A 21,629-nucleotide genomic window follows, 5' to 3' on the forward strand; every position below is an offset into this window, starting at 1 on the left:
ACCACTTCTTGACGTGTAGGATAACAGCAGTACCGTTGTGGGTGATTAGCTCAGCTGGGAGAGCACCTCCCTTACAAGGAGGGGGTCGGCGGTTCGATCCCGTCATCACCCACCACATCGGGTCGTTAGCTCAGTTGGTAGAGCAGTTGACTTTTAATCAATTGGTCGCAGGTTCGAATCCTGCACGACCCACCATTATTTCAATAAATAAGAATTAGTCCAATGTGAAGGATAACATCGCGTAGCGATGGCCTGTAGGGCGAGGCGTAAGCCGAGTCATCCTGCACGACCCACCATTCTTATTGCATAATCTTACCGGATCAGATTGGGTGATTAGCTCAGCCGGGAGAGCACCTCCCTTACAAGGAGGGGGTCGGCGGTTCGATCCCGTCATCACCCACCACGCTGTTTATTGCTTCCTCGTCATATCTCTGCACAACAAATGTGTTTCTCCACATTCTATCCACGAAGCGCTATCCACCAGGCCTGTTTTATCCTCATAAGCACGATGCTACCGCTCGCGGCCTTTGCACATGAGGACGATGAATAGCGCCGACGTTAACCAAACAACACGATCACCAGCAGCAACACCACGATACCGATCAGCAGCAGGCTGACCGGTGAACGCGCCTGCCGGCGTACACTGCCGGGGATCCACTGTGGCGGGATGAAACCGAATAGCGGCTGTGGGTTGCCGACCGCGGCGACGGATAACGTCTCCTCGGCCGGGTCCGCGTTGACGATGATCGGGCTGGCGACCACCACTTGATTCTCCAGCGCCGAGCGCAATGGATCGCTTGGCAAGGCCGGCTTCCCTAACGTACTGAAGAGTTTATCGGCACCATGGCTCACGTCCAAGGCGCGTTCCACATTAGCGCGCTCTGCCAATATGCGGCCTTGCTCTCCCAGCGTTACGCGCGCGCCCGCTGCCGCTTGTGGCGCTGATGCGGCGGGCGGTGCGCGGCGAAGCACGGCTGATTGCGCCTCGCGCCCCAACGCGACTGCCACCGCCGGCTCGTTCTGGGCAAATGCCTGTAGCAACGTACGTTCCCGCTGTAATGCCGTAAGCGCGCGCAGAGTGCTCTCACGCTGACTCGGCGTCAGATCGCTGCGATTCAGGATCTGGAGTAGACGCTCGATGCGGGCGTCTAGCAGCGCTACGTTCTGCTGCCCCCCTCCTGGCGTCTGCGGTGGCATCCCGCTCGCCATATCAATCGGCCCTAACGCCATATGCTCCACTCCCCTGATGGCTCATCGTGTCGATGATATATAACGGCGCTAATGGCGGCTAACTTTAGCGCATTCCCTTTAATGGCTTCACGAACGCCTCCAAGCCCTCACCACGCAACGTCAACGCCAACTGCATCAACTCGCCCAGCGTGCCTTCGGGGAAGGCCTGTTTACGCGCAAACCACAGCAGGTACTCTTCCGGCAGATCGATGATCATCCGCCCGCGGTACTTACCGAATGGCATGGCGGTGTTGGCCAGCGCCACCAACTGACGTTTATCCATCATTCACCCAACATGCGCAGCAACTGCGCCTCATCGATCACCGGGATGCCCAACGCGTTAGCCTTAGCCAGCTTCGAGCCGGCAGCCTCCCCGGCGATCACCAGATCGGTCTTTTTCGACACGCTGCCACTGACCTTCGCCCCCAGCGCCAGCAGACGATCTTTAGCCGCATCGCGTGATAACACGCTCAGCGAGCCGGTCAACACCACGGTCTTACCGGCAAACGGACTGTCGATCTCCGCCGCCTGGGGAGTCGGTGTGACATCCGGCCAATGGATACCGATCTCCGCGGAGATCAGCTCATCGATTACTTGGCAATTATGCGCCTCGCTCAAAAAGTGCAGGATATGCTGCGCTACGACCTCGCCCACCTCCGGAACACGCTTTAAGCTCTCCAGATCGGCGGCGCGCAACGCGGCCAGCGAACCGAAGTGGCTAGCCAGATTGGCTGCCGTAGCCTCGCCCACCTCACGGATCCCCAAGGCAAACAAGAAGCGTGCCAACGTGGTACTGCGTGAACGATCCAACGCATCGATGAGCTTACTGGCCGACTTTGGTCCCATTCGTTCCAGCCCGGTCAGCTTGCCGGCACTAAGACGGTAGAGATCGGCAGGGGTCGCGACATATTCACGCTCCACCAGTTGCTCGATCACCTTATCCCCCATCCCCTCAACATCCATCGCTCGGCGCGAGACGAAGTGTTTCAACGATTCTTTGCGCTGTGCCGCACAAATCAGGCCACCGCTACAGCGCGCCACAGCCTCGCCCTCGCTGCGATCCACCTCTGAGCCACATACCGGACAATGTGTCGGAAAACGGATCTCGGCGGCATCGCGCGGACGCAGTGCCTCCACTACCCCCACAACCTGAGGGATAACGTCACCGGCACGCCGTACGATCACCGTATCACCAATCCGTAGCCCCAGGCGCTCGATCTCATCCGCGTTATGCAAAGTGGCATTACTGACGGTTACCCCGGCGACCTGTACCGGCTCCAGGCGCGCCACGGGGGTGATTGCTCCGGTACGACCAACCTGAAACTCGACCCCGTTTAGCTGTGTCATCTGCTCCTGCGCCGGGAACTTGAACGCCGTTGCCCAACGCGGCGCACGCGCCACAAACCCCAGCGCCTCTTGCGTGGCGATATCGTCCACCTTGATCACCACGCCGTCGATATCGAATCCCAGCGTCGGGCGATCCTGCTCCGTCTGGCGGTAGTAGGCCAAGACCTCATCGCTGCCGTGACACAGTTGCACGCGTTCACTAACCGGTAATCCCCAAGACTTGAAGCGTTGCAGACATTGATAGTGGCTACCTGGTAACGATCCACCCTCTAGCAGGCCGGAGCCGTAGCAATAGAAAGTCAATGGGCGGCGAGCGGTGATGCGCGGGTCAAGCTGGCGTAGCGAGCCAGCCGCCGCATTACGCGGGTTAGCGAAGATTTTGCCGCCACGCCGCCGCGCCTCTTCATTCATCGCCTCGAAGCCCGCCTGAGGCATAAACACCTCGCCGCGCACCTCGATGCGAGCCGGAATGTCGTCTCCCTGGAGACGCAGCGGGATAGCGCGGATGGTCTTCACATTGCTGGTGATGTCTTCACCAGTGCTGCCGTCACCGCGCGTCGCCGCTCGTACCAGCACTCCCTGCTCATACAGCAGGCTGACCGCCAAGCCATCCAGTTTCAGCTCACAACAGAAGGTCAACGTGGCGTCACTTTTCAGACGCTCATGCAGACGCTTAGCGAAAGCGCGGAAACTCGCTTCATCGAAGACGTTATCCAACGACAGCATCGGCACCTCATGATGTACCTGGCCGAAGGCCTCCAAGGGCGCGCCACCGACACGCTGGCTCGGCGAGTCCGCCGTCACCAGTTGCGGGTGTTCGCTCTCTAAGGCCTTCAACTGCATCATCAGGCGATCGTATTCCGCATCAGTCACCTGCGGATCATCCAGGACATAATATTGATACTCATGATGGCGCAACGCGGCACGCAGCTGTTCGAGTTGTTGTTCAATCGTGGAAGTCATAAGCCACCATTCAATGATAAAAAACCCCCGGTAAACGGGGGTTTAGAGTAAGACGACGGCGCAGAGACATCAGCTGTTACGGTCGAGATTTTCCAGTACCGTGCGGATGCGCGCCTTATAGGTTTCCAGCTTTTGCGGCGTCATCATACGCCGTTCATCATCCAACACCACACCGCCGACATCATCGGCGATGCGCTGGGCGGATTGCAGCATCAACTTAAAGTTCTGGTTGGCATCACCGTATGAGGGCACCATCATGAAGAAAGAGACACCCGGCGTCGTGAAGTCAGCCATATTCTCGACATCGAAGGTCCCCGGCTTCACCATATTGGCCATGCTAAACAGCACCGGGCCGCTGCCCGCCGGATTAAGATGACGATGGAAGATCTTCATCGCACCATATTGAAAACCGGCCTGCAACACGCTCTGCAACAGCACCTCACCGCCGATGCTGCTACCTTGATGAGCGGCGACATGCATCACCAGCACCGTCTCTCGCTCGGCGGCGGCGGATGCCGTTGATGCAGACGGCGCCTCAGTCGCAGCAGCAGACGCCGCGGCAACCTCCGCGGCGGGCGTCACCTCGCCATCCGGCGTGGAGGCAGGGGCTAACGCCTCAGCCAGCAACGTGGGCTCATCGTCTCGCTCGTCAGACAACAGAGGCTCACCCAATAGGGGATCGCGTGCCTCGGGGCGTGCGTTCGGCTCGTCCTCGGTATAGCACTCACTCTCCGATGGCGCCAACGGATCGGGACGACTCGCCCGCGCCTCATCCAGCGAACCGACGGCGGGCTCTAGCGGGTGTTGAAGCGAACTGCCGCTGCGCTGTACGCGCACTTCGCCGACGCCGTCGTCAGTATCAGAGAACGGTTTCTCGTCGCGCCGTAGCTTTTGACGTTTGTTCGGACGATCACGAAACAGCGCAGAGCGTTCCTTACGACTGGTCCACAAGCCGTGTAGCAACAGCGCTATTATGGCAACCGCGCCAACAACAATTAATATCAGACGCAAATCCTGCATCATCGCAATCTCTGTTGTTTTAATACATTGCCATTTCGGCAAACCTTCAATCTATAAATGTATTGGGCTGCCGGGACAAGTGCAAGTCTGGACTAAACTTTCTGTTAATAAAGATGATTTTTCCCGCTATTTTGTTCTTTTTTCGGCCAACTCCTAACTGGCAAGCCCCCCCATCCGCGGATATCATAAGTCGGTAACGCGCACAATCGACCGGTATCACACATTTTCCGTGAGACGGAATGAGGCGCATGACGAAATTAAGATGGAGTCCAATGAATAACCCACTTCCGGCCTCGGGGCCGCAGCGCCCGAGCAATGTCAATGGTGTTCACTACTTTGCTCAGGGCTGGCGCTTGATCCGCCTGCCCGGCATCAAGCGTTATGTCCTAATGCCACTCCTGGTCAACATTATTCTGATGGGGTTAGCCTTCTGGTGGCTATTCGATCGTCTAGGCCGCTGGATCCCGGCGCTGATGGGGTATGTTCCCGACTGGTTACACTGGTTAAGCTATTTGCTATGGCCGATCGCCGTAATCTCGCTCCTGCTGGTCTTTAGCTATTTTTTCAGCACCCTGGCCAACTGGATCGCCGCGCCTTTCAACGGTTTGCTGGCCGAGCAGTTGGAGGGGCAATTGACCGGCAAACCCTTACCCGACAGCGGCCTGTGGAGCGTAATGAAAGATATGCCACGTATCCTGAAGCGTGAATGGATCAAACTGGCCTATTACTTACCTCGCGCTTTGGTGCTGCTGTTGCTCTACCTTGTGCCGGGTGTCGGTCAAACAGTGGCACCGGTACTCTGGTTCCTGTTCAGCGCCTGGATGATGGCGGTGCAGTACTGTGATTATCCCTTCGACAACCATAAGGTTAGCTTCCCGCGCATGCGTGACGCCCTACGCACCGACAAGGTAGACAACCTACAATTCGGCGCGCTGGTCAGCCTGTTTACCCTGATCCCTTTCATCAATCTGGTGATCATGCCGGTGGCCATCTGTGGCGCTACCGCCATGTGGGTCGACCGTTATCGTGCGGATCTGGCCCTTAATCGCTGAGTTTACGGCGGTGCGTCCTCCGGCGCACCGCTCCTCTCCCGCGTTTAGTGTGATTTCGACTATCCATATAATATTTATTTACTTCCCCTAAGCGGGTTATTGCGTATGCTGCTAAGTCACGGACACTGTCGACCGAACAGGAGCGACCATGAGCAAGATCTACCAAGATAACTCCCAGACTATTGGGCATACCCCCCTGGTACGCCTTAATCGCCTCGGTAACGGACATATTCTGGCTAAGGTGGAGTCACGCAACCCTAGCTTTAGCGTCAAAGATCGCATCGGTGCCAACATGATTTGGGATGCCGAGAAGCGTGGCATTCTGCAACCCGGCGTCGAACTGGTGGAGCCTACCAGCGGCAATACCGGTATCGCCCTGGCTTTCGTCGCCGCCGCACGCGGTTATAAATTGACGCTCACCATGCCTGAAACCATGAGTGTAGAGCGTCGTAAGCTATTGAAAGGGCTAGGAGCTGAACTCATTTTGACCCCCGGAGCTCAGGGTATGAAAGGGGCGATCGCCAAGGCCGAAGAAATCGTTGCCAGCGATCCTGCCCGCTATGTCATGCTTCAACAATTCAGCAATCCGGCCAATCCAGCGATCCATCGCCAAACCACCGGCCCCGAGATCTGGCAAGATAGCGCAGGACAGGTCGATGTGCTGGTGGTCGGTGTTGGTACCGGGGGTACGCTGACCGGTACCGCTCGCTATCTGAAGCAGGATCGCGGTCACCCACTCTGCGTCGTGGCGGTTGAGCCTGAGGACTCGCCAGTGATCAGCCAAGCGCTCGCCGGAGAACCCTTAGTGCCGGGGCCGCATAAGATCCAGGGTATCGGTGCCGGTTTCATTCCTGCCAACCTTGATCTGACGCTGATAGATCGTGTGGAGCGCGTCGCTAACGATGAGGCGATCGAGATGGCGCGGCGACTCATGCGCGAAGAGGGCATTCTGGCCGGAATTTCCTCCGGTGCAGCCGTCGCAGCAGCGTTACGTCTCACCCAGCAGCCAGAATTCAGCGGCAAAAATATCGTGGTGATCCTCCCCTCCTCAGGTGAACGTTATTTGAGCACCGCGCTATTTGCTGGGCTATTTCCTGAGCCGGAATGAGCGCCGAATCCGATGGCATGAATTGTTCAAAACAGCACCCTATTGGGTGCTTTTTTTGTGGAGCAGTTCAAATTTTACCACCCCCTATCCTTGCTTTTATTTTCTGGGTCTAGTATTTAACCAGACCATTATTTTGAAGCGCAAAATTATTCGCGCTTGCGATGGGAAAACCGCTGAATCGATTAACGCATGAGGCGGTACTCTTAACTGGGGTGGGCTGACCCGCGCTGGACGCACAGGATGATGGCACGACGTCTTCTCCCCTGTCGACTTGGCGACCACGGAACAGCGCACCGGATACGCACCTAAAGGCAGGCTAAAGTTAAGCGATTGCGCTAGACTTTAGCGCCACGACATTAAACATAAATAGTTGGGGAAAACTATGTTCCAGCAAGAAGTCACTATCACTGCACCGAATGGTCTGCACACCCGTCCTGCCGCTCAGTTTGTGAAAGAAGCCAAAGCATTCGCTTCCGACATCACGGTTACCTCTAACGGTAAGAGCGCCAGCGCCAAGAGCCTGTTCAAACTGCAAACGCTGGGTCTGACCCAGGGTACTGTGGTGACCATCTCCGCCGAAGGCGAAGATGAACAGAACGCCGTTGAGCATCTGGTAAAACTGATGGCTGAGCTTGAGTAAGCCTAACGGCTCACCACTCCAGGTTAAACCAGTCTAACGTCAAAGGTAGGGTTATGATTTCAGGTATCTTAGTTTCACCGGGCATCGCTTTTGGTAAGGCGCTTCTTCTCAAAGAAGACGAGATTGTCATCAGCCGTAAGAAGATCACTGCCGACGAAGTCGAGCAAGAGATCGCCCGCTTCAAGGACGGTCGCGACAAGGCCGCACAGCAACTGGAAGCCATTCGTCAGAAAGCCAGCGAGACTCTCGGTGAAGAGAAAGCGGCCATCTTCGAAGGGCATATCATGCTGCTAGAAGATGAAGAGCTTGAGCAGGAAATCATAGCCCTGATTAAAGATAACGGCATGAGTGCCGAAGCCGCCGCCCGCGAGGTGATCGACGGCCAGGCCTCAGCGCTGGAAGAGCTAGACGATGAGTACCTGAAAGAGCGTGCAGCCGACGTACGTGATATCGGTAAGCGTCTGCTGAAAAACATCCTCGGCATGACCATCATCGATCTGGGTGCCATTCAGGATGAAGTGATCCTGGTTGCCACCGATCTGACCCCGTCAGAAACCGCACAGCTGAACCTGGACAAAGTGCTGGGCTTCATCACCGACCTGGGCGGTCGAACCTCCCATACCTCCATCATGGCGCGCTCTCTGGAGCTACCGGCTATCGTCGGCACCAGCGATGTGACCCAGAAGGTACAAAACGGCGACTATCTGATCCTGGATGCCGTCAACAACCAGATTTACCTGAACCCGACCGCTGAGACTATCGATCAGTTGAAGGCCGTTCAGGCGCAATACATCAGCGAGAAAAACGAACTGGCCAAACTGAAAGACCTGCCGGCGATCACGCTGGATGGTCATCAAGTCGAAGTCTGTGCCAACATCGGTACCGTGCGTGATGTCGCCGGCGCCGAGCGTAATGGTGCCGAGGGCGTAGGCCTGTATCGTACCGAATTCCTGTTTATGGATCGCGATGCTCTACCGACGGAAGAAGAGCAATTCCAGGCCTATAAGGCTGTCGCTGAGGCGATGGGCTCTCAGGCGGTCATCGTGCGTACCATGGACATCGGCGGCGACAAAGATCTGCCTTATATGGATCTGCCGAAAGAAGAAAACCCGTTCCTGGGCTGGCGTGCCATTCGTATCTGCCTGGATCGTAAAGAGATTCTGCACACTCAGCTGCGCGCCATCCTGCGCGCCTCCGCCTGCGGCAAATTGCGCATTATGTTCCCGATGATCATCTCGGTCGAGGAAGTGCGCATGCTCAAAGCGGAGTTGGAGCTGCTGAAAGCGCAGCTGCGTGAAGAAGGTAAACCCTTCGACGAAACTATCGAAGTTGGCGTGATGGTGGAAACACCGGCCGCGGCAACCGTCGCCCACCACCTGGCGAAGGAAGTTGACTTCTTTAGTATTGGGACAAACGATTTAACCCAGTATACTCTAGCAGTAGATCGTGGCAATGAGCTGATCTCTCACCTCTACAACCCAATGGCGCCGTCAGTGTTGACCCTGATTAAACAGGTGATCGATGCATCTCACGCGCATGGCAAGTGGACCGGCATGTGCGGTGAACTGGCTGGCGATGAGCGTGCTACACTGCTCCTGTTGGGCATGGGGCTTGATGAATTCAGCATGAGTTCAATCTCAATTCCGCGCATCAAGAAAATCATTCGCAATGCGAACTTTGAAGATGTGAAGGCATTGGCAGAAGAGGCGCTGCGTCAGCCGACGGCTGACGAATTGATGGGCGTGGTCAACAAGTTCATCGAAGAAAAGACCCTTTGCTAATGGCGAACGCTGGAACGCCGCCCAACATTACTTGCTTAGGAGAAGATCATGGGTTTGTTCGATAAACTGAAATCGCTGGTTTCAGACGACAAGAAAGAGACGGGCAGCATTGAGATTTTTGCTCCCCTGTCCGGTGAAATCGTCAATATTGAAGATGTACCCGATGTCGTATTTGCCGAAAAAATCGTCGGTGACGGCATCGCCATCAAACCGACCGGTGACAAAATGGTCGCACCGGTCGACGGTACTATCGGTAAAATCTTTGAGACCAACCATGCGTTCTCTATCGAATCCGACAGCGGTGTTGAGCTGTTTGTCCACTTCGGTATCGATACCGTTGAGCTGAAAGGCGAAGGCTTCAAACGCATCGCCGAAGAAGGGCAGCGCGTGAAGAAAGGCGACGTGGTCATCGAATTCGACCTGCCGCTGCTGGAAGAGAAAGCCAAGTCGACGCTGACCCCGGTGGTAATCTCCAACATGGATGAGATCAAAGAGCTGATCAAACTATCGGGTAGCGTCGTCGTCGGCGAAACGCCGGTGATCCGCATCAAGAAGTAACCACCGAATCGGTAATATGAAAACGGCGCCCTCAGGCGCCGTTTTTTTTGTGTCATCGCAGGTGGTGGAGAAGCGCTGTAGCGCATCTCCCCTCGCGCCTTACAATGTCAGCAGACGTTCCAAGGAGGGGGCAAAATAATAGCTGCCGCTCACCGGTTTACTGAAACGAAGCAGCTGATCGTGCTTACCATCCAGCTCGCCAAACATACTCAGCAACTGCTGCTCAATATTGTGCAGATGGGCGCAGTAGGCGATAAACATCAGACCATGCTTGCCGCTGGCGGTGCCATAAGGCAGGCTCTGGCGGATAATCTTCAGCCCTTTACCATTTTCTTTCAGATCGACGCGGCTGACGTGCGACGTATCCGGACGCGCGCTCGGGTCCAGCTCCTCACTGTCCTGCTTAGTCCGACCGATGATCTGCTGCTGCTGTTCAACGCTGAAACGTGACCACTGACGCAGGTTATGCTCCCAACGCTGTACCAAGACATAGCTGCCACCCGCATCGATCCCCTCGGCGATCACCCCGACGCCCGGCCGAGCCTCGCCGGCCGGATTCTCAGTTCCATCAACGAAACCGCTCAGATCACGCTCTTCGATCCAACGGAAACCATGGATCTCCTCTTCGACCACGATGGCATCGCCGAAAGCGGCTAACGCCGCCTGCGCCAGGGAAAAGTTCACATCATGGCGCAATGACTGAATGTGGATCAGCAGATCACGCTGCGTCGCCGGCGCTAAGCCCTTGCCCAACGGGACGAACGGCTTCAGCGAGGCGCCCTCCGCCTCATTCGTCGTCAATTCGCGCCATAGCGCGTGACCGAAAGCCACCACCGCCCCCAAGTGCGCATCAGGATAACGCTGTTGTAATGCCAACAACTGCGTGGTAAAGGTTTTGCATCCCTGGCGTAATCCAGCCAGATCGCCGGACGCCATGGCTTCAATGAAAATACCGAAGCGACAATGTTCCGGTAAAATGCCGCTCTGAGGCTGAGACATGAGGCTCTCCATTCAGTTAAGTCTAGTTAATGCCGGCCACACGACAGCGCGCCGGTAACAATGATGGCCTGTCGAGACCGATATTATGCATATACTACGCCATACTCCCGGCATTCCCTTGCTACAAAACAAAAAAATGCCGCTTGGCTTAGTCGGTATCAGCCTGCCAGATGATCTGGCTAATCGGCCATGACATCAGCACATCGTTCGGCGGCATCAGTCCCGCCGGGCCGCGCCACTGCCCATGGAACCGGTAGCTGACGTGCTGACTCTGCGGTGCCTGACACTGTAGCGTTACCCCCTCCGAGGCCGCCACTCGTTGGCATTTACCTTCATAGGCGCTGGCGTATAACGCAGAAAAAGGCATCCCCACCCGCGTCCCCCAGTTGGTGGCGATCGCGGCGCTATCGAGCGTGATACGCTGTACCAGTGCCTCGCCACGGAGGGTCATGACCACCTGCCCATCCGCCATCGCCTGGTAGAAACGCATCATCCGACCTCCCTCGATCCCCATGCCGCTACGCAGGGTATATCGGCCATCCAGTCCCTGATTGATGGCCTCCTGCTGCATCGGCGTCGACGCAACGATCCCACCGACGCCGTTCTCCCCCATCTCCAGTCCCGCGCTGAACCAGTGAAAGGGAGAGAGCGCCGACCAAGAGAAAGACGGTACGCTGGCACAACCGCTTAGCAACAACGGCAATGCCACGATCAAAATACGAACACCCATCGATAAACTCCTTGCGAATACGGCCATGCCGTAGGGGAAACCTCTGGGGATTGGAGTGATAAAACACAGAAAAGTTGCCCACCGAGCATAAAACAGCGCCGCCTGATACGCCGCTAACGCAATGAGCTCTAGGCGACAGCGCACAACGGCCCGCCGCTTAATATTCCTGATCGATGATCAAACGCTTACCCAGGCATAAGACATCCTGGGTCTCATACTCCAGCTTCTCATACATACTAATCGCCGCGTCATTATCTGCGTCGATCAAGATGCGCACCTGGGGACAGCCGCGCGCCAGCAATTTCTTTTCCAGACGGCTGGCCAGGGCATTGGCGATACCACGCCCACGGAAATCTGGGTGCACGCACAAATAGTATGCCGAGCCGCGATGACCATCATACCCGCCCATCACGCTTCCGACGATTTCGCCACCAACCTGAGCGACCAGGAAGAGATCGGCATCGTGATTCATCTTGCGCTCAATATCCGTTTCGGGATCATTCCAGGGATGCAACAGATCGCAGCGCTCCCACAGGGTAATCACTTCGTCAAAGTCGGATTGATTAAAAACGCGAATTTCCATGATATCGACCGTTAAAGGTTATAAGATGCCCGGGCATCGACCTCGGGCTAGGCCGGTACAGCACGAAACCGGGCGCGATCAACGCACTCCCACGCCGACTGGGCCGTCGATGCGGAGCCCTGCGCCTATAAGGCATGGGATGCCGCCTAATTATCGCTGTAATCCACAGATCCGCAACGAAAATCTTGCAGAAGCCCCCGTGTGGAGATCGCCGGGCGGTCTAGGATGCACTGCGGTGAGCTCAGCGCCACGTCCGCGAGCAACAAATCGACATAGTTATCCTCTCGATCCATGCATTTTCATCGCGTTAGGATTAACCTCTATCATTAACGACGCTGACTGATGGAATAGATTGCATCATGAAGAAATTTTCCGATTTTCGCCCTCTGCCGCAGCCCACTTCCCGGCGCCAATTCCTCTGCTCAGGGCTAGCACTATTGCTTAGCGCCGGCCTGCTTCCCCCGCGTGCACAGGCCGCAGTTCCCGAACATTTGGGCCGGCAGCGCAAGGCGGCGAATGCACCGCGCGTGGTGATGCTCGACCCCGGCCATGGCGGTATCGATCCCGGTGCCGTCGGGCATCAAGGCGCGAAGGAAAAACATGTGGTGTTAGACATCGCCCACCGAGTACGCGATCTGTTACGTCGTCAACACAACCTGGTGGTGAGACTCACCCGCGAAGATGATTACTTCATCCCGTTGTACAAACGGGTCGAGATCGCCGCCCACCATCAAGCAGATCTGTTTGTTTCTATCCATGCCGACGGTTTCACCAGCCCAGAGGCTGCCGGAGCCTCAGTGTTTGCCCTCTCCAATCGCGGTGCCAGCAGCGCCATGGCCAAATACCTCTCACAACGTGAAAACGATGCCGACAAAGTCGCCGGCGAACGTTATGCCGCCGAGGACAACAACTACCTGCAACAGGTGTTATTCGATCTGGTGCAAACCGACACCATCAAGAACAGCCTGATCCTAGGACGCCACCTACTTAACCAGATCCGTCCGATTCATCGCCTGCATTGCCAGCATACTGAGCAGGCGGCCTTCGCCGTACTTAAGTCGCCGGCGATCCCCTCGGTACTGGTCGAGACGGCATTTATCACCAATCACCAAGAGGAGCGCTTACTGACCTCCCCGGCCTTCCGCACCACCATCGCCGAAGCCATCGCTGGCGGGATCGTCCATTACTTGCATGATTTCGAAGCTCATCAGCGGCGGCGGCCGGCGTAAGCAGGCGGACAATCAATGCCCCGCTCCCTGCGCTGGCTATCCGCTTATGGCTATACTCAACGGAATACCTCATGCAAAGAGCCGCATCGATGACCCCAAACAGTGATGCAGTCCGACATTTCTTGTGGCAACTTCAGGATGAGTTGTGCCAACAACTTGCTGCCGCCGACGGCGGCGCGACCTTCCAGCAAGACGAGTGGCAACGCGCCGAGGGAGGCGGCGGGCGTACCCGGATACTGCGTCAAGGGGCGTTGTTCGAACAGGCCGGCGTCAACGTCTCTCACATTCGTGGCGACAGCCTGCCCGCCGCGGCGAGCGCTCAGCGACCAGCGCTGGCCGGCTGCGCCTTCCAGGCGATGGGGATCTCCCTGGTGTTACATCCGTGGAATCCCTATGTCCCGACCGCCCACGCCAACGTCCGCTTCTTTAGCGCCGAACGCCCCGATGGCGCCTCACTGTGGTGGTTCGGCGGCGGCTTCGATCTGACGCCGTTCTATCCGTTTCATGAAGATATCGTGCACTGGCACCGCCAGGCACGCGACCTGTGCCAGCCCTTCGACGAACAGTACTATCCACGCTACAAGGCGTGGTGTGATCGCTACTTCTATCTTCCCCATCGCCAAGAGACGCGCGGTGTAGGAGGACTGTTCTTCGACGATCTCAATGGCCCGAACTTCGCCCATGCCTTTGCCTTCACCCGCGCCGTCGGCAACGGCTTCTGCCCCGCTTATCTGCCGATCGCCGAACGGCGGCGCGCCTTGCCTTGGGGCGAGCGAGAGCGACAATTCCAACTTTATCGGCGTGGCCGTTACGTGGAGTTTAATCTGGTGTGGGATCGCGGTACGCTATTCGGTTTACAGACTGGCGGACGTAGTGAATCGATTCTCATGTCGATGCCGCCGCTGGTACGCTGGGAATACGACTATCAACCGCCCGCTGATTCGCCGGAGGCGCGCCTGACGCGCGACTTTCTTACCCCGCGCGATTGGCTGGCTAACGAGACCACATGACAACACGACAAATCTGGATCGACGCCGATGCCTGCCCGACGGTAATTAAAGAGGTCCTGCTACGCGCGGCGGAGCGGCACGCCCTGACCATCACCTTAGTCGCCAACCGCGCGCAACGTCTGCCAGCGGGCAGCCGAGCCCGCATGCTCTGTGTGGCTACCACCCCCGACGCCGCCGACAACGAAATCGTCCGACGTCTCGCCCCTGGTGACCTGGTGGTCACCGCCGACATTCCCTTGGCCGCGGCGGTACTGGAAAAGGGCGGTAGCGCCCTCAATCCCCGCGGCGAACGCTACGATCCGGCAACGATCCGCTCCCGCTTGACCCTACGCGATTTCATGGAGACGCTGCGGGCCAGCGGTATCCAGAGCGGCGGCCCGGCACCGCTCAGCCCGCGTGAACGCCAACAGTTCGCCAACCAATTGCAGCGGTGGCTACAAGCGTGCTGAGGCGCTATACCAGACATAATCAGCCTGTTGCGCCATCACCACCTCCCCCGGCGTGGCGAGGATCAGCACGCTGACATCGGTCAGCGGCGCCTCATCTTCGAGGTGCAACGGCACGCCGAGATCGCGCCGGGCATGAAACGCACCAACCAACAGCAAGGCCGGTAATGGCGCCGCTAGCAGCGCCTGCGCCATCCGCCGATCGCGCCACTGCTGTAGCGCCAAGTAGTATGTCAGCGACGCATGCTGTCGCGTCATCTCAGGGTGCGCCCCGGCCAAGGCGGCGACGATCTCCACCTGCACCGCATCCTGCGTGCTCAAGGCCCCCGGCGGCGGCTCGGGACGGCACCGGATACGCCCCCGTTCGGCCTCGCTCAGGTTAGCTGCCAGCAACGGATAACCCCCTTGCAAGGCTTGACGCACCAAGGGGCCATATTGCGCCCATGGCCAAGCGACTTGCCAGCGTAACGATGCAGACAACGCCTGGTCCGGAAGATCCGTCACCGAACGGCCAGCCAACGCCGTAACGGCAGCCTGTTGGTCGGGCGTTAACATCTCCAGCAGCACGCTGCCTTGCGCCCGTCGCAGGCCCAATTGTGTCAATAACTCATCGGTGATCTGTTGATGGCGCGGGTTGCTATGCCGCTCGCCGACGATCACCCGCGGCGCCGTCGCCAGGCGTTCAACCAGCTGTGCCTGCGTCAACTGACGCCCGTCGTCCAACGCCACAATCCGCTCGGCGGGCGGCACCGCACGTTGGCAGCCAACCAACGCCAAAAGGGCCGCCATCAATAACATCGCTCGCATGCCCCCTCCCTGCGGAGCGTATCCGCCTACATCAGCCTACACGGCACGCGCATCTTGGCAAAAAAATGCCGCCCTTAGGGCGGCATGTCACAGGCTTAACGCCCTTGGTTCTGCGCTTCGACCACCGCCAGCGCCACCATGTTAACGATGCGCCGAACGGAGGAGATCGGCGTCAAAATATGCGCCGGTTTACTGATCCCCATCAATACCGGCCCCACGGTGACCCCCTCGGAAGAGGAGACGCGCAACAGGTTATAGCTGATACGGGCCGCTTCCATATTCGGCATGATCAAGAGATTCGCTGCGCCCTTCAACGGACTATCCGGCATCACGCCCTGGCGAATGCTCTCCACCAACGCGGCGTCACCATGCATCTCACCGTCGATCTCCAATTCCGGTGCCCGTTGCTTCACCAACGCCAACACCTGACGCATCTTGCGCGCCGATGGGCAATCAGCCGTGCCGAAACTGGAGTGAGAGAGCAGCGCCACCTTCGGCTCGATACCGAAGCGCCGCACTTCATCGGCCGACATCAGCACGATCTCCGCCAATTGCTCGGCGCTGGGATCTTCGTTGACATAGGTATCGGCGATGAAGGTATTGCCGCTCGGCAGCAGCAGCGCATTCATCGCCGCCGCCACGTGGCCGCCCTCACGGTAACCGAACACTTCACGCAGCACATCGTAGTGATCCTGGTAGTCGCCCTCCGTACCGCAAATCATCGCGTCGGCCTCACCACGCAATACCATCATGGCAGCGATCACCGTCGGATTCGCGATCAATGCCCGCCGCGCCTGCGCTTGAGAAATGCCACGCCGCTTCATGATCGCATAGTAACCGCTCCAATAGTCGTTATAGCGCGGATCGGATTCGTTGTTCACCACTTCCAGATCGCGCCCGATCTCGATATGCAACCCCAACTTCTTCAGACGCTGGGCGATCACCTGCGGACGCCCGATCAAGATCGGTTGCGCCAAACCTAACGTCACCAACTCTTGGGTGGCGTGCAGCACCCGCTCCGATTCCCCCTCCGCCAGTACCACGCGCTTCGGATTCTGGCGTGCCTGAGAGAAGACCGGTTTCATAAATAGGGTGGTCTTATACACGAACTCGGTTAAATGCTCGACGTACTCTTCCATATCGGCGAGCGGCCGTGTCGCGACCCCCGAATCCATCGCCGCCTGCGCCACCGCTGGGGCGATCTTAACGATCAGGCGCGGATCGAACGGTTTGGGAATGATGTATTCCGGCCCAAAAGAGAGCGCCTGGTTACCGTAAGCCGAAGCCACGACCTCGCTCTGCTCTGCCAAGGCCAGATCAGCAATGGCACGCACGGCCGCCAGTTTCATCTCTTCGTTGATGGTAGTCGCCCCCACATCCAGCGCCCCACGGAAGATGAACGGGAAGCACAGCACGTTGTTCACCTGGTTAGGAAAGTCGGAGCGACCGGTACAGATGATGGCATCCGGCCGTACCGCCTTGGCCAGCGGCGGCAGGATCTCCGGCTCAGGGTTAGCCAACGCCAAGATCAACGGCGACGGCGCCATGGTCTTCACCATTTCTTGGGTCAACACCCCGGGACCGGAACAACCGAGGAAAATATCGGCACCGGGAATAGCATCGGCCAGGGTACGCCAGCCATTATCCTCGATGGCGTAGGCTGCCTTGCTCTCCACCAGATGCGCATCGCGCCCACGGTAGATCACCCCCTTGGAGTCACAGGCAGTAATGTTCTCCCGTTTCAGTCCCAACGCCACCAACAAGTTAAGACAGGCGATCGCCGAGGCACCGGCACCGGACACCACCAGACGCACCTGTTCGATCGGTTTGTCGACGACGCGTAGACCGTTAAGCACTGCGGCGGTACAGATGATGGCCGTGCCGTGCTGATCGTCGTGGAATACCGGGATGTTCATGCGCTCACGCAACTTCTTCTCGATGTAGAAGCACTCCGGCGCCTTGATATCCTCCAGGTTGATGCCGCCGAAGGTCGGTTCCAACGCGGCGATCACCTCGATCAGCTTGTCGGGATCGCGTTCATCCACCTCAATATCAAACACATCGATACCGGCGAACTTCTTGAACAACACGCCCTTGCCCTCCATCACCGGCTTACCGGCCAGGGCACCGATGTTACCCAGTCCCAGCACCGCCGTACCGTTCGAGATCACCCCGACCAGGTTGCCACGGGCGGTATACTTATAAGCCGCCAACGGATCGTCGGCAATTTCTAAGCACGGCGCCGCGACGCCCGGTGAGTAGGCCAGCGCCAAATCCCGCTGGGTTGCCAGTGGTTTGGTCGGCACGACCTGAATCTTCCCGGCAACGGGAAACTGATGGAAATCAAGTGCACTTTGTTTCAACTGTTCGTCCATTTTCGGCTTCCTTTTAGCGTCTCTCGCTGTCACCCCGCGGCACGGTCGTCCACCATGGCACCACACCGTTTAGAGCGGCAGAATCTTTATCATGCTGTAAATGGGTTGTGAACCGTGAGTATAGCGCCGGAAACGCGCGAAACTATGAGGCAAGACATAAAGCCACAAAGAAACGCACCGACTGCGTATTTATTCCGCCGCTACGCCTCCTCATCTGACGAGGAAAACCAGTTAGTTAGTCGCGCATGCTGCAATAGCATGATGGTTTTGCCGTCGCAGATGCGCCCCTCCTCGACCATCCGCCAGGCCTCTTGATAGGAGAGTTCTAACAGTTCGATATCTTCATCATCGATGCCGCCGCCGTGCCCCTGATGCAGACTCTCGCTATATTCGGCACAAAAGAAATGCACCCTCTCGGTCACGCCCCCCGGCGACATATAGGCGGAAAAAAGCCGCCGAACCTCGCCAATGGCATAGCCGGTCTCCTCCATCGCCTCCCGCCGGACACAGGTTTCCGGCGCGTCCTGATCGAGCAACCCCGCACAGGCCTCGATCAGCATGCCGTCCGGGTTGCCATTTAGGTAGGTTGGTAGACGAAACTGGCGAACCAGCAGCACGCAGCGACGATGCGGGTTATACAGCAATACGGTAGCGCCGTCACCGCGCAGATAAACCTCGCGCCGCTGCCGCACCACCCCGCCCCGATGGTGCGGCAACTCATACTCGTACTCGCGCAGAGGACGCCAGGCATCGGAGAGTAAGCGTTCATGAATAAATTGGATGTTCATCGCACAGCCTTATGTCGTGAGCCAAGATAGCCCTCAGCATACGCATTAATGCCGCGTGCTCATACTCCGCCGCGATGGGCGGGCGGGTGCTGGCGGCGACAGGCGCATCCGCTTGGCGGCGCGATAAGCCTGCTAATGCGCCCTTAAGTGAGATACCTGCGGCTTCGGCGGCCGATTAGCCTCGCTATCCCCTCTCATCGCGGGGCGGACAAAAAAATGCGCTCGGATGAGCGCATTGATTAGCATATCGCCTCAAGGGCGCTTAATAGCCAGTAGGAATGCCTTTCATCTCCGGCAGCTTATGGGCGATGCCCTTATGGCAGTCGATACAGGTCTTGTTATCCCGGATCGCCTGGTCATGCATCTTGGCCGCCACCGTCTTCTGCTGGCTGAAGTCCATATTGTCGAAGTTATGGCAGTTGCGGCACTCCTGCGAGTTATTGGCCTTCATGCGCGCCCACTCGTTCTGCGCCATCTGCAAGCGATGCGCCTCAAACTTCTGCGGCGTATCGATCACCCCGAAGATCTTGCCGTACAGCTCCTTACTGGCCTTAATCTTGCGGATCATCTTCGGCACAAACTCATGCGGCACGTGGCAGTCCGGACAGGTGGCGCGCACCCCGCTGCGGTTGGCGTAATGCGCCGTCTCCAGATACTCCTGGTAAACATTGTCGCGCATCTCATGACAGCTAAGGCAGAACTGCTCGGTGTTGGCCTTTTCCAGTCCGGCGTTGAAGCCGCCCCAGAACAGGACGCCGGCAGCGAACCCCAACAGAAGCAGGGTACCGATCGCCAGACGGCTAGGCCGACGCCACCACTGCCATGCCCGGCGCAGCAGGCTCGGCTGGTTGCCCGTCGGGGCGTTGCGTTGCTCACTCATCATCGGCCCCTTTTACTGACCAAAACCGTTGGACGGAGTAAAGGTGTTGCCGACAATCGGCGCGGCGTCGCTCTGCGGCACATGACATTGCAGACAGAAGTAGCGGTTAGGTGCCACCTGCCCCAGCATCTTGCCACTGGCGTCGATGAAATGGGTCGGGCTGACACGCATCGCGCCGGTGGTACGGTAATTCTCCACCCCGTGGCATTGCAGACAGCGGTTGGTGTTCTTGGTGATCTGGTAGCCATCCACGCTGTGCGGGATCATCGGCGGTTGGTTGACATAGTTCAACGCCATCCGCTCCTGCTGTTTCGGCATCCGGATCTGTCCCTCACTGGTGCCGGACACCTCCGGCGACTGAGTCAAATCGACCGCGTCGTCGACGGCTAAGGCCCCTCCCGCCAACGCCAGTAACAGTACCCCCAGGGAGAACCGCTTCTTGCTGACATTGCTCTTCATTGTTTATCTCCCGAACGATGAAATCGTGTCTTAAATTCAAATACCTGCTCGGCACATACGTCCATGCAGCGCCCACAACTGATGCACTCTTGCTTCAGTACTAGCGGGCTGTGATTGTGATTGAGCACCGGATCGCGTAACACCTGGGGCTCCGGACAAACATGGAAGCAATCCATGCAACGGGTACAACGTTCGCGGCGCGTCGCGCCGACACGCAGCAGGCTCCGGCTGCCGATCAGCCCATACAGGGCACCGAGCGGACAGAGGTGACCGCACCAGCCATGCTCGGTGACCAACAGATCGAACAGGAAGATCGCCAGGATCAACCACAGGCCGGCACCAGCCCCGAAGATCAGGCTACGTCCCAGCAACGCCACAGGGTTAAGCCACTCCCACAGCAACGTGCCACTGGCGGCGCTGCCGACCAAGATGGCCAGCAAGATGCCATAACGCAACTGACGCGACAGCGGCGCCGATTGGCGCATAGCCAGACGACGTCGCAGCCAGGCGGCCAGATCGGTCACCGGATTCAACGGGCAGACCCAGCCGCAGAAGGCGCGGCTGGCGATCAAGCCATACAGCCCCAGCACCACTAACGCCCCCAACAATGCCGTCAGTGCCGGCCAATGACCGGCAAGCAGGCTCTCCAGCATCATCAGCGGATCGCTCATCGGCAAGGTGTCCAGAAAACGGCTAGCGCTGTAATTGCCCTTTAAAATCCACACCCCGAACCACGGGCCGCTGAGAAACAGCGCCAACACGCCCAACTGGCAGGTACGCCGTAACCACAACCAGCGGTGACTACGCCACCAACCGAGGCGGCGGCGCGCCGCCAACCCTGCCTGGGCAACCGGATTCGCCATCATTCACCCCCTTGCGGTTGGCGGATCGGCAGCGGCTCACTTTCCGGCACCAGTGCATGCCCCGCCTGCTGTTTCTCTACCCAACCGAGGCGGTAATGCCGCCCCAGTTCGCCGCGTGCCAGCGCCAGCGGCAAGACCTTGATCGCCGCCTCCTCCAACACGCAGGCCTGCTCACACTTGCCACAGCCCGTACAGTGCTCGCTATGCACGGTCGGTAAGAACTTGGCGTGTTTACCGGTGCGTTCGTTGCGCTGTAACTCCAAGGTGATGGCCTGATCGATCGCCGGGCAGACGCGATAACAGACGTCACAGCGCAACCCCTGCCAGTTGAGGCAGTTCTCGTGATCAAGCAACACCGCCAACCCCATGCGGGCATCGTCGATGCGGGTCAACGCCGGATCGAGCGCCCCGCTCGGACAAGCCACCACACAGGGGATGTCGTCACACATCTCGCATGGCGTTTGACGGGCGATGAAGTAAGGTGTGCCGGCCGCCGAGGGCGACAGCAACGTCGCCAGTTGTAACGTGTCATACGGACAGGCCTGCACGCACTGACCACAGCGAATACAGGCCGCCTCGAATCGGCCTGCGGGCAACGCGCCGGGCGGACGTAACGCCACCCCATCCCGCGCCAGAGACTGCTTCTGCTGTAACCCGAGCAGGATCGCCACGGCCGCCAAGCCGCCCGCACCGCGCACGGCATCGCGCAGAAAGCGTCGCCGCGCCGGCCCCTTATCGCGTTGTTCCGTCATCAGCAGCCG

Annotated in this window: 22 protein-coding genes and 3 tRNA genes; 11 read left to right on the forward strand and 14 right to left on the reverse strand. The window is 58.2% G+C overall.

The features are described from left to right. Nucleotides 1–39: 39 nt before the first annotated feature. The 3 genes from EHO01S_RS04955 to EHO01S_RS04965 all read left to right on the forward strand — a co-directional run bounded on the left by EHO01S_RS04955 (nt 40) and on the right by EHO01S_RS04965 (nt 403). A tRNA-Val gene (locus EHO01S_RS04955) sits at nt 40–115 on the forward strand. 4 nt (nt 116–119) lie between these two features. Beyond that, a tRNA-Lys gene (locus tag EHO01S_RS04960) sits at nt 120–195 on the forward strand. 132 nt (nt 196–327) lie between these two features. After that, a tRNA-Val gene (locus EHO01S_RS04965) sits at nt 328–403 on the forward strand. Between the two features lie 155 nt (nt 404–558). Here the strand turns inward: EHO01S_RS04965 and EHO01S_RS04970 are convergent. The 4 genes from EHO01S_RS04970 to zipA form a co-directional block, all read right to left on the reverse strand. Then, nucleotides 559–1,230, reverse strand: coding sequence for a hypothetical protein (locus EHO01S_RS04970; RefSeq protein ID WP_024522916.1), 672 nt, complete (start codon nt 1,228–1,230; stop codon nt 559–561). 64 nt (nt 1,231–1,294) lie between these two features. Then, nucleotides 1,295–1,513 (reverse strand): DUF3820 family protein, encoded by a 219-nt coding sequence (locus tag EHO01S_RS04975; protein WP_024522917.1) that lies wholly within the window; start codon nt 1,511–1,513, stop codon nt 1,295–1,297. After that, nucleotides 1,513–3,540: an NAD-dependent DNA ligase LigA gene (ligA, locus tag EHO01S_RS04980; protein WP_024522918.1), complete on the reverse strand. Its 2,028-nt coding sequence runs from the start codon at nt 3,538–3,540 to the stop codon at nt 1,513–1,515. Before ligA ends, EHO01S_RS04975 begins: the two co-directional genes overlap by 1 nt. A 69-nt stretch (nt 3,541–3,609) precedes the next feature. Then, nucleotides 3,610–4,563, reverse strand: a complete 954-nt coding sequence (zipA, locus tag EHO01S_RS04985; RefSeq protein ID WP_024522919.1) for a cell division protein ZipA — start codon at nt 4,561–4,563, stop codon at nt 3,610–3,612. A gap of 269 nt (nt 4,564–4,832) precedes the next feature. On the opposite strand from zipA, the gene cysZ reads away from it, so the two are divergent. The 5 genes from cysZ to crr all read left to right on the forward strand — a co-directional run bounded on the left by cysZ (nt 4,833) and on the right by crr (nt 9,699). Further along, nucleotides 4,833–5,612 carry a sulfate transporter CysZ gene (cysZ, locus tag EHO01S_RS04990; protein ID WP_024522920.1) on the forward strand — a complete coding sequence of 260 codons (780 nt, stop codon included), beginning with the start codon at nt 4,833–4,835 and terminating at the stop codon, nt 5,610–5,612. Nucleotides 5,613–5,760: 148 nt separating this feature from the next. Beyond that, nucleotides 5,761–6,720 carry a cysteine synthase A gene (gene cysK / locus EHO01S_RS04995; protein ID WP_024522921.1) on the forward strand — a complete coding sequence of 320 codons (960 nt, stop codon included), beginning with the start codon at nt 5,761–5,763 and terminating at the stop codon, nt 6,718–6,720. 382 nt (nt 6,721–7,102) lie between these two features. Then, entirely contained in the window at nt 7,103–7,360 is a 258-nt protein-coding gene (gene ptsH / locus EHO01S_RS05000; protein ID WP_005283926.1) for a phosphocarrier protein Hpr, read from the forward strand. A 53-nt stretch (nt 7,361–7,413) separates the two neighbouring features. Continuing rightward, nucleotides 7,414–9,141 (forward strand): phosphoenolpyruvate-protein phosphotransferase PtsI, encoded by a 1,728-nt coding sequence (gene ptsI, locus EHO01S_RS05005; protein ID WP_024522922.1) that lies wholly within the window; start codon nt 7,414–7,416, stop codon nt 9,139–9,141. A 48-nt stretch (nt 9,142–9,189) separates the two neighbouring features. Further along, complete coding sequence (gene crr, locus EHO01S_RS05010; protein WP_005283911.1) at nt 9,190–9,699, forward strand: PTS glucose transporter subunit IIA; 510 nt, start codon at nt 9,190–9,192, stop codon at nt 9,697–9,699. 99 nt (nt 9,700–9,798) lie between these two features. Here crr and EHO01S_RS05015 read toward each other — a convergent pair whose 3' ends face one another. From EHO01S_RS05015 to EHO01S_RS05025, 3 genes are all read right to left on the reverse strand, one after another. After that, entirely contained in the window at nt 9,799–10,698 is a 900-nt protein-coding gene (locus tag EHO01S_RS05015; protein ID WP_024522923.1) for a Dyp-type peroxidase, read from the reverse strand. A gap of 148 nt (nt 10,699–10,846) precedes the next feature. Then, a complete protein-coding gene (locus EHO01S_RS05020) occupies nt 10,847–11,428 on the reverse strand; it encodes an RpoE-regulated lipoprotein (protein WP_024522924.1) in 582 nt (193 codons plus the stop codon). Between the two features lie 157 nt (nt 11,429–11,585). Beyond that, entirely contained in the window at nt 11,586–12,011 is a 426-nt protein-coding gene (locus EHO01S_RS05025) for a GNAT family acetyltransferase (RefSeq protein WP_024522925.1), read from the reverse strand. Nucleotides 12,012–12,370: 359 nt separating this feature from the next. Between EHO01S_RS05025 and amiA the strand changes: the two genes are divergently transcribed. The 3 genes from amiA to EHO01S_RS05045 all read left to right on the forward strand — a co-directional run bounded on the left by amiA (nt 12,371) and on the right by EHO01S_RS05045 (nt 14,699). Further along, nucleotides 12,371–13,240, forward strand: a complete 870-nt coding sequence (gene amiA / locus EHO01S_RS05035) for an N-acetylmuramoyl-L-alanine amidase AmiA (protein WP_024522926.1) — start codon at nt 12,371–12,373, stop codon at nt 13,238–13,240. A gap of 89 nt (nt 13,241–13,329) precedes the next feature. Further along, nucleotides 13,330–14,250, forward strand: coding sequence for an oxygen-dependent coproporphyrinogen oxidase (gene hemF, locus EHO01S_RS05040; protein WP_024522927.1), 921 nt, complete (start codon nt 13,330–13,332; stop codon nt 14,248–14,250). After that, the gene (locus tag EHO01S_RS05045; protein WP_024522928.1) at nt 14,247–14,699 is read left to right on the forward strand and encodes a YaiI/YqxD family protein; all 453 of its coding nucleotides are present in this window, start codon (nt 14,247–14,249) and stop codon (nt 14,697–14,699) included. Before hemF ends, EHO01S_RS05045 begins: the two co-directional genes overlap by 4 nt. Here EHO01S_RS05045 and EHO01S_RS05050 read toward each other — a convergent pair. The 7 genes from EHO01S_RS05050 to napG all read right to left on the reverse strand — a co-directional run bounded on the left by EHO01S_RS05050 (nt 14,685) and on the right by napG (nt 21,620). Beyond that, nucleotides 14,685–15,503, reverse strand: coding sequence for a ChaN family lipoprotein (locus EHO01S_RS05050; protein WP_024522929.1), 819 nt, complete (start codon nt 15,501–15,503; stop codon nt 14,685–14,687). The two genes, EHO01S_RS05045 and EHO01S_RS05050, sit on opposite strands and share 15 nt — an antisense overlap. 95 nt (nt 15,504–15,598) lie before the next feature. After that, nucleotides 15,599–17,878 carry an NADP-dependent oxaloacetate-decarboxylating malate dehydrogenase gene (maeB, locus tag EHO01S_RS05055; protein ID WP_024522930.1) on the reverse strand — a complete coding sequence of 760 codons (2,280 nt, stop codon included), beginning with the start codon at nt 17,876–17,878 and terminating at the stop codon, nt 15,599–15,601. Between the two features lie 200 nt (nt 17,879–18,078). After that, nucleotides 18,079–18,666: a GDP-mannose pyrophosphatase NudK gene (nudK, locus tag EHO01S_RS05060; RefSeq protein ID WP_024522931.1), complete on the reverse strand. Its 588-nt coding sequence runs from the start codon at nt 18,664–18,666 to the stop codon at nt 18,079–18,081. Between the two features lie 262 nt (nt 18,667–18,928). Then, nucleotides 18,929–19,549 (reverse strand): cytochrome c-type protein NapC, encoded by a 621-nt coding sequence (napC, locus tag EHO01S_RS05065; protein WP_035370233.1) that lies wholly within the window; start codon nt 19,547–19,549, stop codon nt 18,929–18,931. 9 nt (nt 19,550–19,558) lie between these two features. Further along, entirely contained in the window at nt 19,559–20,005 is a 447-nt protein-coding gene (gene napB, locus EHO01S_RS05070; protein ID WP_024522933.1) for a nitrate reductase cytochrome c-type subunit, read from the reverse strand. Continuing rightward, entirely contained in the window at nt 20,002–20,868 is an 867-nt protein-coding gene (napH, locus tag EHO01S_RS05075; RefSeq protein ID WP_024522934.1) for a quinol dehydrogenase ferredoxin subunit NapH, read from the reverse strand. Before napH ends, napB begins: the two co-directional genes overlap by 4 nt. Beyond that, nucleotides 20,868–21,620: a ferredoxin-type protein NapG gene (napG, locus tag EHO01S_RS05080; RefSeq protein ID WP_024522935.1), complete on the reverse strand. Its 753-nt coding sequence runs from the start codon at nt 21,618–21,620 to the stop codon at nt 20,868–20,870. Before napG ends, napH begins: the two co-directional genes overlap by 1 nt. Nucleotides 21,621–21,629 lie beyond the last annotated feature (9 nt).

The sequence above is a fragment of the Edwardsiella hoshinae NBRC 105699 = ATCC 33379 genome, from assembly GCF_000474215.1.
GTDB classification, from domain to species: Bacteria; Pseudomonadota; Gammaproteobacteria; order Enterobacterales; family Enterobacteriaceae; genus Edwardsiella; species Edwardsiella hoshinae.